Annotated in this window: 20 protein-coding genes; 4 read left to right on the top strand and 16 right to left on the bottom strand. The window is 39.3% G+C overall.

Features of this window, described 5'->3' with window-relative positions:
* Positions 1 to 101 precede the first annotated feature (101 nt).
* Together MSG95_RS18215 and MSG95_RS18210 are read right to left on the bottom strand one after the other, a co-directional pair.
* On the bottom strand, positions 102 to 1007 hold the full coding sequence (locus MSG95_RS18215; protein ID WP_002125271.1) for a cobalamin biosynthesis protein CobT: 906 nt from the start codon (positions 1005 to 1007) through the stop codon (positions 102 to 104).
* Between the two features lie 240 nt (positions 1008 to 1247).
* Complete coding sequence (locus MSG95_RS18210; protein WP_000047261.1) at positions 1248 to 1442, bottom strand: hypothetical protein; 195 nt, start codon at positions 1440 to 1442, stop codon at positions 1248 to 1250.
* 421 nt (positions 1443 to 1863) lie between these two features.
* On the opposite strand from MSG95_RS18210, the gene MSG95_RS18205 reads away from it, so the two are divergent.
* Positions 1864 to 2283, top strand: a complete 420-nt coding sequence (locus MSG95_RS18205) for a helix-turn-helix domain-containing protein (RefSeq protein ID WP_000833467.1) — start codon at positions 1864 to 1866, stop codon at positions 2281 to 2283.
* Positions 2284 to 2622: 339 nt separating this feature from the next.
* Positions 2623 to 3207, top strand: a complete 585-nt coding sequence (locus tag MSG95_RS18200; RefSeq protein WP_000124734.1) for a tyrosine-type recombinase/integrase — start codon at positions 2623 to 2625, stop codon at positions 3205 to 3207.
* Here MSG95_RS18200 and MSG95_RS18195 read toward each other — a convergent pair.
* Positions 3204 to 3620 (bottom strand): hypothetical protein, encoded by a 417-nt coding sequence (locus MSG95_RS18195; RefSeq protein WP_032042758.1) that lies wholly within the window; start codon positions 3618 to 3620, stop codon positions 3204 to 3206. The two genes, MSG95_RS18200 and MSG95_RS18195, sit on opposite strands and share 4 nt — an antisense overlap.
* 202 nt (positions 3621 to 3822) lie before the next feature.
* Between MSG95_RS18195 and MSG95_RS18190 the strand changes: the two genes are divergently transcribed.
* A complete protein-coding gene (locus MSG95_RS18190; RefSeq protein ID WP_002125263.1) occupies positions 3823 to 4500 on the top strand; it encodes an AAA family ATPase in 678 nt (225 codons plus the stop codon).
* A complete protein-coding gene (locus tag MSG95_RS18185) occupies positions 4497 to 4925 on the top strand; it encodes a hypothetical protein (protein WP_002125269.1) in 429 nt (142 codons plus the stop codon). The genes MSG95_RS18190 and MSG95_RS18185 overlap by 4 nt, the downstream gene beginning before the upstream one ends.
* On the opposite strand, the gene MSG95_RS18180 is transcribed toward MSG95_RS18185, so the two are convergent.
* From MSG95_RS18180 to MSG95_RS18120, 13 genes are all read right to left on the bottom strand, one after another.
* Positions 4913 to 5533, bottom strand: a complete 621-nt coding sequence (locus MSG95_RS18180; protein ID WP_002125265.1) for a hypothetical protein — start codon at positions 5531 to 5533, stop codon at positions 4913 to 4915. The two genes, MSG95_RS18185 and MSG95_RS18180, sit on opposite strands and share 13 nt — an antisense overlap.
* Positions 5534 to 5605: 72 nt before the next feature.
* Complete coding sequence (locus MSG95_RS18175; RefSeq protein ID WP_002125274.1) at positions 5606 to 6178, bottom strand: guanylate kinase; 573 nt, start codon at positions 6176 to 6178, stop codon at positions 5606 to 5608.
* 39 nt (positions 6179 to 6217) lie between these two features.
* Entirely contained in the window at positions 6218 to 6679 is a 462-nt protein-coding gene (locus MSG95_RS18170) for a hypothetical protein (protein WP_000949172.1), read from the bottom strand.
* A 17-nt stretch (positions 6680 to 6696) separates the two neighbouring features.
* A complete protein-coding gene (locus tag MSG95_RS18165; protein ID WP_004832933.1) occupies positions 6697 to 8112 on the bottom strand; it encodes a hypothetical protein in 1416 nt (471 codons plus the stop codon).
* Positions 8113 to 8124: 12 nt separating this feature from the next.
* Positions 8125 to 8634 carry a hypothetical protein gene (locus MSG95_RS18160; RefSeq protein WP_004832935.1) on the bottom strand — a complete coding sequence of 170 codons (510 nt, stop codon included), beginning with the start codon at positions 8632 to 8634 and terminating at the stop codon, positions 8125 to 8127.
* Positions 8631 to 9239: an Asp23/Gls24 family envelope stress response protein gene (locus MSG95_RS18155; RefSeq protein ID WP_002124005.1), complete on the bottom strand. Its 609-nt coding sequence runs from the start codon at positions 9237 to 9239 to the stop codon at positions 8631 to 8633. Before MSG95_RS18155 ends, MSG95_RS18160 begins: the two co-directional genes overlap by 4 nt.
* Positions 9233 to 9724 carry a hypothetical protein gene (locus tag MSG95_RS18150; protein ID WP_004832937.1) on the bottom strand — a complete coding sequence of 164 codons (492 nt, stop codon included), beginning with the start codon at positions 9722 to 9724 and terminating at the stop codon, positions 9233 to 9235. Before MSG95_RS18150 ends, MSG95_RS18155 begins: the two co-directional genes overlap by 7 nt.
* The gene (locus MSG95_RS18145) at positions 9724 to 10212 is read right to left on the bottom strand and encodes a hypothetical protein (protein ID WP_250628965.1); all 489 of its coding nucleotides are present in this window, start codon (positions 10210 to 10212) and stop codon (positions 9724 to 9726) included. Before MSG95_RS18145 ends, MSG95_RS18150 begins: the two co-directional genes overlap by 1 nt.
* A gap of 129 nt (positions 10213 to 10341) precedes the next feature.
* Positions 10342 to 11040, bottom strand: a complete 699-nt coding sequence (locus tag MSG95_RS18140; protein WP_228143210.1) for a hypothetical protein — start codon at positions 11038 to 11040, stop codon at positions 10342 to 10344.
* A gap of 90 nt (positions 11041 to 11130) precedes the next feature.
* Entirely contained in the window at positions 11131 to 11436 is a 306-nt protein-coding gene (locus MSG95_RS18135; RefSeq protein ID WP_324624934.1) for a hypothetical protein, read from the bottom strand.
* 87 nt (positions 11437 to 11523) lie between these two features.
* Positions 11524 to 12927: a DnaB-like helicase C-terminal domain-containing protein gene (locus MSG95_RS18130; RefSeq protein ID WP_000102026.1), complete on the bottom strand. Its 1404-nt coding sequence runs from the start codon at positions 12925 to 12927 to the stop codon at positions 11524 to 11526.
* Positions 12928 to 12963: 36 nt separating this feature from the next.
* The gene (locus MSG95_RS18125) at positions 12964 to 13395 is read right to left on the bottom strand and encodes a hypothetical protein (protein ID WP_000005905.1); all 432 of its coding nucleotides are present in this window, start codon (positions 13393 to 13395) and stop codon (positions 12964 to 12966) included.
* An 87-nt stretch (positions 13396 to 13482) separates the two neighbouring features.
* Positions 13483 to 13899, bottom strand: a complete 417-nt coding sequence (locus MSG95_RS18120) for a hypothetical protein (RefSeq protein WP_017402502.1) — start codon at positions 13897 to 13899, stop codon at positions 13483 to 13485.
* Positions 13900 to 14144: the final 245 nt, after the last annotated feature.

Below are 14144 nucleotides of genomic sequence, written 5' to 3'. Positions count from 1 at the left end.
AGACCTTTAGCCAATTCGGCAGCCATACTTTTGATTGTTGCTTCATCCATGTGAAGTACCTTTTGTAATTATCCTCTGAAGGATAAATGAAAATTAAGTACTTACACAAAATTTAGAACAGTCCCTTTTTTGGCTTTGACGAGCGTTGTGTAATAACCGTCCGCTACTGCTAATTCATTATCTTTAATTGCAGCTTTCACATATTGGGCCGTCTCGCCTTCAAGAAGTTTTCCTTTCTTTTCCTCTTCCCAAGTTGGGCAGTCAGCCACGACCATAAATCGCATCTTTTTACCCAAACGAATATCTGGATGAACCTGTCCAGCAAGGTCGCAACCGTTACATTGCTTGCAATCGCGCATATGCTCGACCAACGAAGCTCGCAGGAATGGCTCTGAGGTATCTGTGTATCTATCTGCTTTTACAGAATCAATAATTAATCCTGGTAATAGCCTCATTTGATCCTTTCGTCGTGAGAGGTCTTTCGCTGAAGGCTCACTAGGTTCAATGCTTGCAAACGCCCCAATTGGACCACTTAACGCACGTAACATTGGCAACATTAAATGTTGCGTAATTTCTTCATCAGAAGCTTTTTCCTTTACAAGTTTTTGGTATTTATCGTCAATCAATTCATCAATGAAAAATTGGCTCGCATTTTTCATATTGATATTTGAACCGCGATATTTTTCAGCCATGCAACGTTCTACACGCGCTTCTTCTAACAATGAAGTTAAAGTCTTTACCTCTTCAGATCCTTTTAGCTTGAGAGAAAAATCGGTAAAAAGATACTTCGCTACCTCTTGATCAAGAAAACCTTGAACCGCATCAATCAGCGAATCTGGTGAATTGTCCGGAAGATATGGAAGGTTAATTCGCACAGGTTTGCCTGTCTTTGGATCCTTATGCACACCTGCCTCAATGCCTTCTTGTGTTACTGCAATATCAGAGTTAGTCAGTGCTTGGGTAACGACAACAATTGCTTGTCTTAAAATATGTATGCGCTCATTCATTGAAAAATCTCAATCTGAAAAAGTCATTATTGGATGTCTATATACAGACCTGACAGTATATTAACAAGTGCTTACTAATATTAAAAAGCATTATAAAAATATTTATTGAAAAATAAAGAGTGAAATTGGGGAGATTTTGAGTTTTAATAGAGGGTTTATTTTGACCGTGGCCAGCATCAAACCTTGGACACTAACCACAGAGAAGGGTCAAGTGAGGGATTTTTAATTATTTAGGTAGACTCATAAGACTATATAGCTAAGTTTAATAAACAAATTTTCGCCAAGTGCATTGTTAATCACAAGGAAATCACCGCATTCCTCATTTTTTCCTTTAATTACATTAATTTGATTTCCCTCAAAGATCAGTTCAGAACCCTGCTCTGCCAAGAAATCTGCTACGGTTTCAGGCGTAATAACTTCAACACTTTTCGACATTTTTTACTCCTATACTCTAACTATCATACTTTTTTGACAAATAATTGGCTTGAATGAGGCTTATACTTCCTCTTGGTATCAGTCGATACGTTGTCATTATAGTATGATTGTCTGCATCAGCTAACAAATTGCCTGTACTTAAAATGAGCATCTACTCACCTATAGTCTGACCATTAGTTTAACCCAAAAATAAGAAAATATTAATCAATGCTTACTTACTAAATTTTTCCGTTAATTGTGACCGATGTCATGTTATCCAATCCTATACAAATCTGTACTTTTCTTGAACTTGGGTAAATCAGCACTTACTGATATACTTTACCTAAACCGCAAATATTTTAAGTCTATAATGTTGTATCGAGGATACATTCCGACATTATGACTTTATATCTATTAAGAATATTCTAAGGAAAACGTTACTATGAAATCAGCAGCTACTAACACCAAACGCAAACTAACTGTCGCCCAATATCTCGACGCTCAACTAAATGCATCGGATCTGAATCAGTCGCAATTGGCAGAGATTATGGGTATCAATCAAAACATGGTTAGCTTCATTGTTCGTGGTAAAAGCAAATTGCCTCTTGAACGTGTGCGCGCTATGGCTGAAGCTTTAAAAATCGATGCTAAAGACCTCTTCATGCGCTGCCTAGAGGAATACATGCCTCATCTGCTTGAAGAAATGGAAGCCATGATTGAGCAACCTCTTATTACTGATGCAGAATCGAATTTAATTAAACAAATTCGCGAAGCAAATGATGGCCATAATTTTGAGTTTTTCACTAACCCTAGACAGAAAGAAGCTTTTGATGCTTTCCTAGAAACACTTAAAGTCAACTAATCTGTTTTTATTCTTACTGCCCGATCAAGTTCGGGCTTTTTGCTATTCATACCCTTTAAATTACTGTTTTTAAATTTTTCTTTCATAGCTCCTCCTAAACTTGAAAACGTTACAAAATCAAGATTGGTATAGATTACCAATTTAAATCAAACTTTGAAATACCACTCTTAATAGAAAAGTACGTATACGACAGGATATGACGCCCTGCCTTTTTGCACCCCCAAAAAATATAATAAAATGTATCTTTTATTACATTTTTTATTTTTCGACATGTGGTAGACTGTTTTTATATCCTTTCCGTTTTTGGAAAAATGTAATAAAAAATTATTTGGTCGATTTATGGCAAGAACAACAACTGGAAAAGCCCCATATGTGTCAGAAGATGATCTTGAGATTACTTTAGCCACTCAAACGGGCGTAAATGCATTACGGAACAAATGTGTTTTGTATTTCTCACACTTCCTTGGGCTTCGCGCTAAAGAATTATCAATGTTAAAGGTCGGCGATGTTTACGACGTGAAGAAGGGCAAGCTGAAGGATATTATTCGATTGCTCGGTAATATTACTAAAGGCAACCGCTACCGTGAGGTATTCCTAGTCAATCCAATCGCTAGATCACTGGTAGAAGAATACATAACAAAAGAAAGACCAAAGGATCCCGACGCACCTTTATTTTTATCGCAGAAGGGCGGTCCATTCTCACCAAATAGCATGGTGACCATGATTAATAACTGTTATAAGAAGGCTGGTATTCAAGCAACCAGCCATTCCGGTCGACGTTCCTTTGCCACAAGGCTAATAAGAAAGGGCGGTGATATTTATTCAATTCAACAATTGATGGGGCATAGCTCAATCCTGACCACGCAAAAATATTTTGCATCGGATCCGGAATTGCTCCGCCAAGTTGCTGAAAAGTTAAATTAAAATTTCAAAAATCTAGTTTTGTGCAGCAGGCTTTGGATTTCAAAGTCTGCATATAGATAGGTTGCAGTCTCACCATTATCTAGGTAGTCATCCATTCGCTGCTCAAAATCTTTTTGGTTATAGAATTTTAATTCATTAATATCAAAGTGGTTTTTATCAAATTCAACGGCAACGGCTTCGTTTTCATTCATGAGCTCCAGAACCTTATTGGCACCTTGAATGCCGCCAAGCATATCAATTTCACTCTTTACTAATTTAAATTCCTGATCATCCAACTCATCAGCAATCTTGTTTGCTTCTTCTAATGTTTTGGCACTCGTTGCATCAAAGAACACAACTTCACCATTTGCATTCTGAATCCAAGTACCTATTTCAAAAGTTCCATCTTCTAATTGTCTGATTTGATTCTGCATTTTAAGCCTATGAATTTATATGTAAGCAATTAGAACTATTAAACATTTTGTTTTAGTTAAATACAATCTAATTTTTAAATTAATAATCTATATAGATTTCTATATAGATTTCTACATAGCAATGAATACAAGTTTATACATTGTTATCTAGCGCATTTACTATTACACTACGATTTTCGCCAACGTTTATGTTGAGGATTTAATGAAATTATTGATCGCCAATTCAAAAGGTGGCGTCGGCAAAACAACTACGGCTACCAATTTGGCTGCATGGATTGCCAATAATGAAAAACAAGACGTAGCTCTTGTCGACCTTGACGCCAATAAAAATTCGGTTAAATGGGGTATTTATCGTCAAGCCCAAACTTTCATAGAAAAGACCGGCTCAATCAAAACTTATCATTTGTTTGGTCAACCAGAAATTGACAAAGTCATTCCAAAAATTGAAAGTGAAACACCTAACGTAATTCTCGATTGCGGTGGTTATGACTCTTCTGGCTTCCGTGAAGCGCTGCTTTGTTCCGATGCCATTCTTATTCCAACTCGCCCTAACCAAGCTGACGTAGAATCAACTGGGGAAATTTTGGAATTAATTGAAGAAGCAAATAATATCCGTGTAAATGAAAGGGACCTCGATCCACTTCATGTCTACATCTATATCACTCAAGTCCCGACAAATGCACGTATCACAGCTTTAGACGATGCGCGTAATGCGTTTAAAGAAGTTGAAGATTTTGCAAAAGTTCTCGATTCCGTAAATTACGACCGTATTGCATATTCAAGAGCTTATGGCATGGGTCTGGGTGTTATTGAGTTAAATATTGGTGCCTCTAAGGCAGCAGAAGAAGTAAATGCATTGGCTGAGGAGTTGTTCAAATGAGTGGACGTGGTGGATTATCATTAGGCAAAGCTGCAAAAGTACAAGCTGAAAATTCAAATGCATCCGATTTTACAAAGAGTGCTCCAGTACAAACTGCCACAGCAACGCCAGAAGCTAATGAAAAACCTGTAGACCTTGATAAGCTTGATGAACTATCAGGATTAAGCAAACCTAAAGAGAAAAAGGACCGTGAAGCGCCTTGGCGTCAGGGCATTAATATTGCTCCTGAAGACTTGAAATTAATTCAACGTCCTTTTAACAACAATATTAGCCAAGAAATGTACCTTCGTTTGAACTGGCTTAAATCTATCAGCTCCATTGGCATGGGTTCTAACAAGACCACTTTTACAACCATGCTCAATGAAGCTTTAGAAGAATATACGGCTCGTCGAATCAAAAAACTCGGCGACAATTATGACGTTTGACCAAGAAATTCAAACCATTCGTCATAAATAATATTCTCGTATTTTAGGGCAAGCAGTTTGAAGTCAAAACCAAAGGCTTCAAACACAGCTTGCTCTAAATTTTTGAGCTTTTCATGCTCCTTTTCCTCATTTGATTCCCAAAATAAATAGTTTGTTTTGATACTCACAGGGCAATTTTTAATAATTTCTCTCGCTAGTTTTGAGTTTCTAGCTGCCACATTGGCTTGTCTAACTTCCAAGTTTGTCACTTCATCAAGGCTTAATCCTGATTCTAATGAGAACAACACAGCCTTTCTTTCAACTTCCTTCAGCTTCAATAAACCAGCAATTAGGTTGCTCACCGTAATGGAATGATCTTTTTTTAATTTAAATCGAGCAATTTTTACCGAGTTGATTTGGCGGTTATAAATAGCGTCGTTGATCTGACTAACCGCGTATTCAATTTCCTTATCAATTTGACTTTCTTCATTTTTAAACTTGAATTTAGCAATTACGGCGTTTAATTGATAATTTGTAATTCTTTCAATGTGAGTGGTCCATAATTTCGTAGTTGCCAAATCGCTATTTTTAAGTGCAGGCAAAACACCAGGAACAGATTTTAGTAGCATAAAAAAACTCCGAAATTATTGAAATTATCGGAGCATTCTATTTTAGGAAATTTTAATTGTTCATCAAAATGCTTAGGCTATTTTATCTAAATGTCCTGCACGGCGCACATGATCTAAAATCGGCTCTAAGGCATCTTCAATCGTTTCATCATTCTGGATCAACATATCGTACTGGTTGATTTCGTTTATCCAATGAGATTCGACCTGAATCATGACTTCTAAACGTTCCGCAAGTTTCTGATCTGCTCGAACAATTAAACGTTGTAGACGGCTTTTAATATCAGCGTCGACAAAAACCCCAAGATATTTAATTTCATTTGCTTTCAGATAACGCTTAATCTTCTTATATCCATTTGGGTCGACAATAATTATGGCATTTCGATCATCTGGCAAGGTTTTGAAATTATCAATCGTTACGCCATATTCATAATTACCATGTTTATTTGTCTCAAGGAACTGATCAGCCTTTTTCAGTGCATCAAACTCTGTTTGAGTAATAAAGTGGTAGTGCAAACCATCAACCTCACCTTCCCGTTTCGGCCGTGATGTTGTGGTAACAATACGATTAAACCCATATTTCTCGGTCAGCGCGTCAGCAATGGTTGTTTTGCCGCTGCACGTTGTTCCAGATAACAATACAAACATCGTCATACCTCATAAGAAGAGGCGGTAGAACCGCCCCAATTAATCCCGATCAATACACTTCCAACCTTGGAAACTTCCGCTTGAATAAGGGATGCAATCTGTAAATGCATAGTAATCATATTGGAAACCAATCTTACGCGATTTCTTCTGTGTAGATGAAGAAGAAACAGGCATCGGTTTAGCAGGCGTTGTAACAGGCTTCACAGAACGAATCGTACTAGGTTTTGTCACAGTCTTAACTGGACTAGAACGAAAACTTGTAGTGGTCGGAGCGCGTGTGGACGAGCTGCTGTAAGACCGCGCAAAAGATGTCGAAGGACGAGCTGAGGATACAGACGCTGCTCTCGCTACCACCGCTGCATTCGCTTTAGCTCCGCCAATGCAAAAATACCCGATAACTGTAAGAATAATGGCAAATCCAATAGTTGCGATAATTTCCCATTGTTCAGTAGAAGGACGTAAAGCTTTTTGACGATGTAGTTTTTTAGCTTTAGATAACATCAATATATACTCCATATTTATGCTGTCGCTGTATTGTCAATCACCACCGCTTCACTTTCTGCCAGCTTCTTGGCAGCTTCGATAGCGTTTTTGAATTGCTCTTCAATACGTTTTAAATCATCAGCTTCCGTTTTATCGATTCGATAGCAGTCCTCAACCATACGTGGCAAATACAACGAGTAATTCTGGTTACTGTTGGATGGGCGCATAATGGCATTTGAACGTACAGTGATAATTCGACCAATCCAGTCACTAGGGTTTGCATCAACTTCGCCACGCATTTTTTCATTCTTAATGGCGACATCCACAATGACTTGACCACATGCAGATTTACAATGCAAAGCTCCTGCTCGCCCTTGGTTCTTTGAACCCACCTTACCCGGATTAATGCTCACAACCTCCAGCTCACAATCCGCATCAAGTTTTAATTTAACTTGGTGTTTACTTGTACCGTCTCTCCAGTGACCTTCTGGATGCTTGATTACCAGTCCCTCTTTGCCCTGCATAAGTACATTAAAAAAGTGATCGTAAGTCTCGCCCAATGAGTGAACAACATGCGTATCAATAAGCCGCACATACTTAGGCTTAAACTTGGCCAGCATCGATTTAATCAGTGCAATACGACGTTTATATGCTGCTTCAAATTTTCCTTTTGACTTAACAGAACTAAGTGGAATGAAGTCCCAAATCATATAGATCGGTTTTTCATTTTCAGCGAATGAGCCACCCTTAGTGACCGAATTCAAGATGCCATTTCCAACCTTGCGTGGCAGGACGACACCATCACGCTCGACAAGTAGTTCGCCATGATATTGGACATCTTTGATCAGCATATCCATTTCCGCAGTAAGGTCGGAAAAATGCTCCATAGGTAACGGCGTGCCCTGACGTGAGGACAAGAAGAACTTATCTTCTAAATTGGTCCCGTTGGCAAACATGCCATCAGCTTTTTCTTGCAAATAAATGCCATCTTTCCACGGCCATGCCTTCAGCTTTACTTCACTAGGCAATGAACAGCGTTGGTATGGAAATACAGGAATCAAATCAGGCACGACTTTGTTGATCGTTGCATCACTAAAACCTGCACGTAAATCTTTTCTTAAAATTCGAATTAGAAGCTCGCCTGACTTCTCTGATAATTGAGCCAGTTGGCTACGCAGCGCTTCGCGCGCTGCATTGCCTGTTAGTTCACGGTTATTAAGCTTAGATAGGAACTCAAGGGTATCAACCTCATCAAACATTAATTCCCCTGTTCCTGCATCTTCTGCTTTTGGCAAAATTCCAAAGACAATAAACGGGTCATATGCCAAACGCAGAACTTCTCTGAACAACCCCTTTTCTGCTTCAAAATCCATGAGTAAAGCTAGTTTTTCATTTTTTGAGCTTTCAGATGCAATTTGGTTTAAAGCCTCTAGTAACTGATCGCTATTCATTGCTACACCTTATTACTGCTTTGCAAATGAAGGAATAAATGAATCTTTAAATGGGGAATCGCCTTCTTTGGATTTCAGCATTTCGCTTTTAGCGTTTTTAATCACTTCTCTAACATGGGCTTGATGAGCTTTAAATACTTCTTCGCCGAAATGCTCTTTTGCAGCTTGCAGAAAGACCGCTAGCCAATGATTGGTAAAATCACGAAGCATGTGACCTAGATCAAGCAAATATTCATCTTCTGATTTTTGAGCCAATAATTGTGCATATTCCTGAATTGATTCTGTGCCGGTATTCACGACTAATGCTGCTTGAACCTGTGCAACCACACCCATAATGGCTCTCATGTAAACTTCAAGCTGTTGTGGACCATTAACGTGAGCTTTTACAAACTCTTCGGTTAAATCCTGAATCTTGCGCATGTGATCAGGAAGCAAGGTCATGAAGCGTAATTCCTCGGCATCTACATTCGAGTCTTTTAATGCCTTGATTAAAGCTTCTAATAAATCTTCTGCGTTGCTCATAATTTTTCCTGTGTGTTTGCTTTGAAACGGTTAGCAATTTCTAAAAGCGATAATCCGCTCTCGATACTTGGTACAGTTAAGCTCTCACTCTCGATATATAAGTTAGCGCTTACTTTATTTTCTTGTTGCGATTCTACATGAACATCTTTGGTATTCAAACTATTTTTCTTTAGTTTAGTATTGATTGCATCACTTAATGAATAATTACCCTTTGAATTAACTGGAATTTCTTTTTCTGGTTTTTCACCATTAATATTAGTAAGTTCTAACTTATAATCAAATTTAGAAGAAATAGAAATTCCTTGTTTAGCCAGCCGCTTCCCAACTTGTTTTCGCATTTCTGAACGATCAATGTAATAGAGAGGCTTACCTGCCTCAATTTCACGTTCACGCATTTCGGCAGCTTCACAGTGATGTCTATGGATAGCGACTACACAAACTGCATCCACCTCGCGTTCATTTCCCTCCTGAACATTATGGATGCGCTTTAGGCATGCGGCATAATTAGGACGGTTGCCAGTATGAGGGCAAAAATCGCAGTAATAGGCATTTGTTCCGCTTCTGGATAATTCCAAATCGAGTTCAGGAAGAGTTTTAGTTACCATGATCCTTGTACTCCTTTATAGGCAGCATACTCATCTGTATCAAGAATTAATTCGCTCAGTTCGCTTCTGATAGGTCCAAAATAATTTTGAAAAATTGACTTGATCTCAGCTTCTCGCCCTTTGTCAAAAATATTGGATGCTTCGCGACCGAAAATTGATTGAGCATATTCAATTGGATTAATCGAATCCGAATTGGTAGACAATTCATCAACTAGATTACGTACAGCAGCCTTACTTAAATTCTTTACCCTTTCTGCTACTGTTGAGTAAGAAAGTCCTCCGTATTTTTCAAGAATTTCGACCGTTCGGTGATAACCGCCCTTGTTATCATGGTAATCAACAGCCTTGATCGCCAAGCCTAATACTTCATCTTGAGTATGCTTGTGGACAGCAAAATATTCTGTCAGCTCCAAAACCTTTTCATTCGTTGTGGTCTTTGTCACCATAAACCGACAATGTGGAACCCCAATAATTACTCTGTTCATTACCATGACCCCAAAACTTCACCATAAAATTCTTGTCGTTGTGCCATGAGCTGAGCCGCTTTACGCTCTTCCTCTTCTTGTTTTCGTTGCCGTTCTTCCTCTGTTTCATATCTGAATGTAAATTTGTACATGTCATCAACTGGAATCCCGAACGTTTGGGACAAGGTTTCTAAATATTGTTCAAAACCCTTTTCGGTAATCGCTGATGCGAAAGGCGCTCTAATGGCATTAATCGGAGAGTCGAGAGTCAAGTAAGTAATAAAATCATGGAAATTATCAAATTCATGCAGGATTTCGCTTTCACGTAAATCGCTATATTCACCTGCTTTACCTTTCGCTTTTAGTGTTTTATTAAATTCGGTATCAAGTGTTTCACCCTTACCTTCTGAATGGTGTTTGACTTGAGCCGTTTGATTTACCGCTGAGCCATAAATTTTGAATAATTGCGTGTTGCGTTTAGCTCCGTCCTGTACAGATAACAAGAACATCGAATAATATTTTGTCCCACTCGTATGCAATGAGTAGGCACTTCTGACCACAATTTTTAAACTCATAGTAAAAGCACCTTGAAAACTTCAACAATATTTTAAAAACAATGATTTGGAATCAAATACGATTCAGACTTTACCCATATACTTAATGCGTAAACTTACTGCGCTAATTGGCGTAATTGGTATCGCTTTTCGATACGCTGTGCGAACGATTTCAGGGTCGACTTCATTGGGGTCACATCCAGCAGGCAACGTGGCCAACCTTGCCTTTATGCCAAAGCTATTTATCTTTAAACATGCATCGATCGCAGACAGAATTGCGGCAGGCTCTCCATCCCACATAATTGTCACGCACTCCAATCCCTCATCTTTGAGCTTTAGTAATTCAGCCATTTGCGATTCATCACCACCTACCGAAAGATGCTTACCAAATGACGCGACAACTCCAACATTGCAAAGGAACTCGTCTTCCTTGAAGGCTTGATATATCGCCATAGCGTCAAAAGCGCCCTCTCCCATGACGATTTCAACGTAACCTAGGGCATTATGGCCGTTATATAGGTAAGTGCCCGTAGACGCGAAACCAGGAGGAAATAGATACTTCTTTTCAGCCTTTCCTGTAATATCCCGACCCTGAAAAGACACAAGCTTGCCTTCAAGGTCCCTGACAGGAATGATGATTCTCATGCTGTAGTTTTGGTATTGCTTTTCACCCGTTGGACCTATGTATGCAAACCAACCCTTTTGACAGAATTTCAGTCCAAATTCACGACACGTATCGAGCGTTATATTTCGATCTTTCAGGTACTTTAGGTTCTGACCCATGATCGGCAAGTCATAGGCTTTTGGAAGCTTTAGATCGCCAATTTTGGTTTGTGTGGGTTCACTTTTGCGCTTTGGCTGCCAGCCCTGCTCCTAAGCAATTGCTTTAACATGCTCGACAATCTCTTTATTGCTTAGGCTATTACCACCTATACCAGCCTTAATAAACTTCCATTTCGAGAATTTGGTTTCGCAATCACCATGAAAGCAGTTACCCAAACCCGTATCCTGATTCAGATAGACTTTCCAGCTTGAGTTACCACATACCGGACATTCCTTAACATTCAACTGGATTCCGTTTTTTCCGCGAGTTACTTTGTATTCAAACCCTTCGCGGTTAAGCCAATACTCCATATCAATGCGGTCTAATATCTCCGCTAAACTTTCTTGATCTCTCATATTGCAAAATCGCATTAGATAAAATTAGCGCTTATTTATACTAGCACAAAGTTATAAATAAGCGCTTACTATAATAATGGGTTAAATTTATTCGACGCTAATCACTTCTTCCAAGAACCTCATCATGGACACATTCTGCTTAATCACCACAGTAACCCCCATCTCTTGGTTACGAGAAGCTGCAAAGTACAATCGAGCCTGACCTTTCGCTCTCTCTTCCTCTGTAATGTTGATGGAGATTGCAACGTCAGCGGTCCTGATTTTGTTAAAGTCCTCAGCTACGTGCTCTGCCTTGGCTACCGTTGACTTAAAGCCCTCACGGTTGGTCTGAGTAGCTGTCAGTAACGCCACATTCTCTTCAAAAGCAATCGCGCGTAAATCAACATAGATAGCTCTTGAGTTCTCTTTTGGGTCATTTGTACGAATATCTGGACGCATCAAATCTGCATAGTCCACAATGATCATATCGAACTTGATTGGCGGTCTTATCGTTCCATCAGGGTTCCGCCCAGGATTCTTATACCTATCAATTAACGCTCTTAGCTGTGACGGAGAAAATGTACCGGAACCAAATTCATGAATAATAAATTTGCCCGCCGTCTTGGCTACCGTCTCGACCGCAGTTGCAACACTTGCAGCCTTCGACGCCAATTCTTTCATGATCACTTTTGAAATAGAGGCATCTAAACGGTCTGCAATAATGTCTTTACCAACTTCTAGCGTTACATATAGAACGTTGTATTTAGCAAAGCTTGCGATACGGCCAAAGTGAATAAGCGCTTGCGTCTTACCTGCTTTTGCACCGCCCATTAATAGAGACAGCTCCTTGCGTCCCCAACCTCTGTGATAGAGCAGATCATCAAGTTCTTTACAGCCAGTAGTAATGCCTGTCGGAGGTACTTTGCCTGTCAGCTTCTCGATACGTGCCAGCTTACGATTCAACGCCTGAGCGAAGAAGTCATAACCAACACCCTCTTCATTCAATCCGACCGCAATAGCTTCCTTGATACGCGCTTCAATCTTGGCGTAATTACCTGCCTCAAGATCAGGAACAGAATTAACAATCGCATTGGATACCGCCTGTTTTCGCGCGAACTCAACAACCTTTTCTTCAACGAAAGCCTTGTCAGTGACATAGATGCCAATTAATTTCTTCCTTGCTTCCACAATTGCCGCTAATGTTTCTCGCTTATAAACTTTAGAAGCAGCTTTATCCTTGATAATTTGGACAACAGAAGCGGGATCAGGAGAACATCCATATTTATTGAAGTGTTGGAGCGCAATATCGACCAGACATGCTTCACCCTGATTTTCGAAAAATTCTGGCTTCAGAATATGGGCGGCTCTTCTAAGAAACTCATCATCACGTAAAGTTAAAGCCGCAATTTTTGATTGAAACTCATCGTCGTAATCAAACTTTTCTTCGGTGAAGCCTTCGAGTTCTTTATCAACGACCTCTTCTTCATGAATTTCGGCCACAGCAGTAGACATATAAGATAATCCTTATAGAAAATAGATGGCTTACGTTTAAGATTTAGATTTCGACTTTCTCTCTAGCTCATCAACTAGGTCTTCAATCCCCTTAGTTGGTGAGAACTCGGAAATTTGGTGTTTAAAAAGAACACGCGCACGATAACGACCGTTTTTATCACCATTCAAATAACAACGAAGCGAGATCGTTTCTGCATCCGCAGCACGGATGTATCCACGTACAACTTCGCCGTCTGTTTTAATGACTACAATTTCCTGTTCTTGCTCTTGCAGCTTACGAACAAACTTCATGTAGCCCATTTCTTCAATTTCGCATTCGTTCGCTGGCAGCCTACGCCCATACGTTTTACGCGGCTGAAATTGAAGTTTTTGCTTTTCTTCCGTATTTAAGTAAATAGACTCCTTTGAAATTGGAGCGCTATTGCCGAACTTGTTTTGTATCGCAAGTTCTTTCTGCCATTCGCTCATTAAAACCTCGAAACATTAGTAATTACTATAAAAACGATATTATCAAATTATAGTAAGCGCTTATTAATATTTTAAGAGAAAAAAGCATTAAATACTGGATTTAATAGCTTGGTTGATGATTGAAATATCAAAAGACTCTAAAGCTTTTTCAATTCGAAGCGCATCATAGCGATAAATGCATGTCCCTAATGCGTAATGCTGCACTTGACGCATCCGCACCTGCTTAACAATAAAATCTTCATAATCAACTTGCATTGGACTGTTATGAAAAAGTGTAGCGGTAAAATATGGACTTTTAGCGATCTGGAGCGAAGCTTCACAATAAGACTCCCACTCATGGAAGACTTCAATTAACAGTTCTTCTTTTTTTAGTTGAGCAGGTCTAGGTGGCAAAGGTCTACCATTCGCAATCACCTTAACGCATTTATCAAATGCGGTTTTTAAATAGAAGTCATAACGCATTCCCAAAGCATCAACCGCCTGTCTGAGTCGCCAAAATGACAAGGCCTCACGACTGAGTAAGAAATCTCGCTCCTTAATGGGTTTAACGAATTCGGCCGCCTTATGATCAATAGCTTTTCTATAAAAGTTTCGATATTCATTTTTGAAAAGCCGAAAGAAGGTAAGCGTCCGCTGAACACACCTTCTGAATTCATCCTATAAGCCTTAATTTAGTCCACACTTAAAAACAAGTGGGGACTAAAATTTATGACTACAAATCACCAGACATCCATCGCATCTCTTGCGAA

The sequence above is a fragment of the Acinetobacter sp. IK23 genome (assembly GCF_035615275.1).
Taxonomy (GTDB): domain Bacteria; phylum Pseudomonadota; class Gammaproteobacteria; order Pseudomonadales; family Moraxellaceae; genus Acinetobacter; species Acinetobacter seifertii.
This window is presented reverse-complemented; position numbering and strand designations above follow the sequence as displayed.

Coding starts and splice junctions, on each gene's coding strand:
- MSG95_RS18190 (WP_002125263.1), top strand. CDS start 3,823: ATGAAATTATTGATCGCCAATTCAAAAGGTGGCGTCGGCAAAACAACT.
- MSG95_RS18165 (WP_004832933.1), bottom strand. CDS start 8,112: ATGAATAGCGATCAGTTACTAGAGGCTTTAAACCAAATTGCATCTGAA.
- MSG95_RS18155 (WP_002124005.1), bottom strand. CDS start 9,239: ATGGTAACTAAAACTCTTCCTGAACTCGATTTGGAATTATCCAGAAGC.
- MSG95_RS18145 (WP_250628965.1), bottom strand. CDS start 10,212: ATGTTCTTGTTATCTGTACAGGACGGAGCTAAACGCAACACGCAATTA.
- MSG95_RS18135 (WP_324624934.1), bottom strand. CDS start 11,436: ATGAGAGATCAAGAAAGTTTAGCGGAGATATTAGACCGCATTGATATG.
- MSG95_RS18130 (WP_000102026.1), bottom strand. CDS start 12,927: ATGTCTACTGCTGTGGCCGAAATTCATGAAGAAGAGGTCGTTGATAAA.
- MSG95_RS18150 (WP_004832937.1), bottom strand. CDS start 9,724: ATGAACAGAGTAATTATTGGGGTTCCACATTGTCGGTTTATGGTGACA.
- MSG95_RS18185 (WP_002125269.1), top strand. CDS start 4,497: ATGAGTGGACGTGGTGGATTATCATTAGGCAAAGCTGCAAAAGTACAA.
- MSG95_RS18205 (WP_000833467.1), top strand. CDS start 1,864: ATGAAATCAGCAGCTACTAACACCAAACGCAAACTAACTGTCGCCCAA.
- MSG95_RS18160 (WP_004832935.1), bottom strand. CDS start 8,634: ATGAGCAACGCAGAAGATTTATTAGAAGCTTTAATCAAGGCATTAAAA.
- MSG95_RS18210 (WP_000047261.1), bottom strand. CDS start 1,442: ATGTCGAAAAGTGTTGAAGTTATTACGCCTGAAACCGTAGCAGATTTC.
- MSG95_RS18175 (WP_002125274.1), bottom strand. CDS start 6,178: ATGTTTGTATTGTTATCTGGAACAACGTGCAGCGGCAAAACAACCATT.
- MSG95_RS18215 (WP_002125271.1), bottom strand. CDS start 1,007: ATGAATGAGCGCATACATATTTTAAGACAAGCAATTGTTGTCGTTACC.
- MSG95_RS18180 (WP_002125265.1), bottom strand. CDS start 5,533: ATGCTACTAAAATCTGTTCCTGGTGTTTTGCCTGCACTTAAAAATAGC.
- MSG95_RS18195 (WP_032042758.1), bottom strand. CDS start 3,620: ATGCAGAATCAAATCAGACAATTAGAAGATGGAACTTTTGAAATAGGT.
- MSG95_RS18140 (WP_228143210.1), bottom strand. CDS start 11,040: ATGGGTCAGAACCTAAAGTACCTGAAAGATCGAAATATAACGCTCGAT.
- MSG95_RS18125 (WP_000005905.1), bottom strand. CDS start 13,395: ATGAGCGAATGGCAGAAAGAACTTGCGATACAAAACAAGTTCGGCAAT.
- MSG95_RS18170 (WP_000949172.1), bottom strand. CDS start 6,679: ATGTTATCTAAAGCTAAAAAACTACATCGTCAAAAAGCTTTACGTCCT.
- MSG95_RS18200 (WP_000124734.1), top strand. CDS start 2,623: ATGGCAAGAACAACAACTGGAAAAGCCCCATATGTGTCAGAAGATGAT.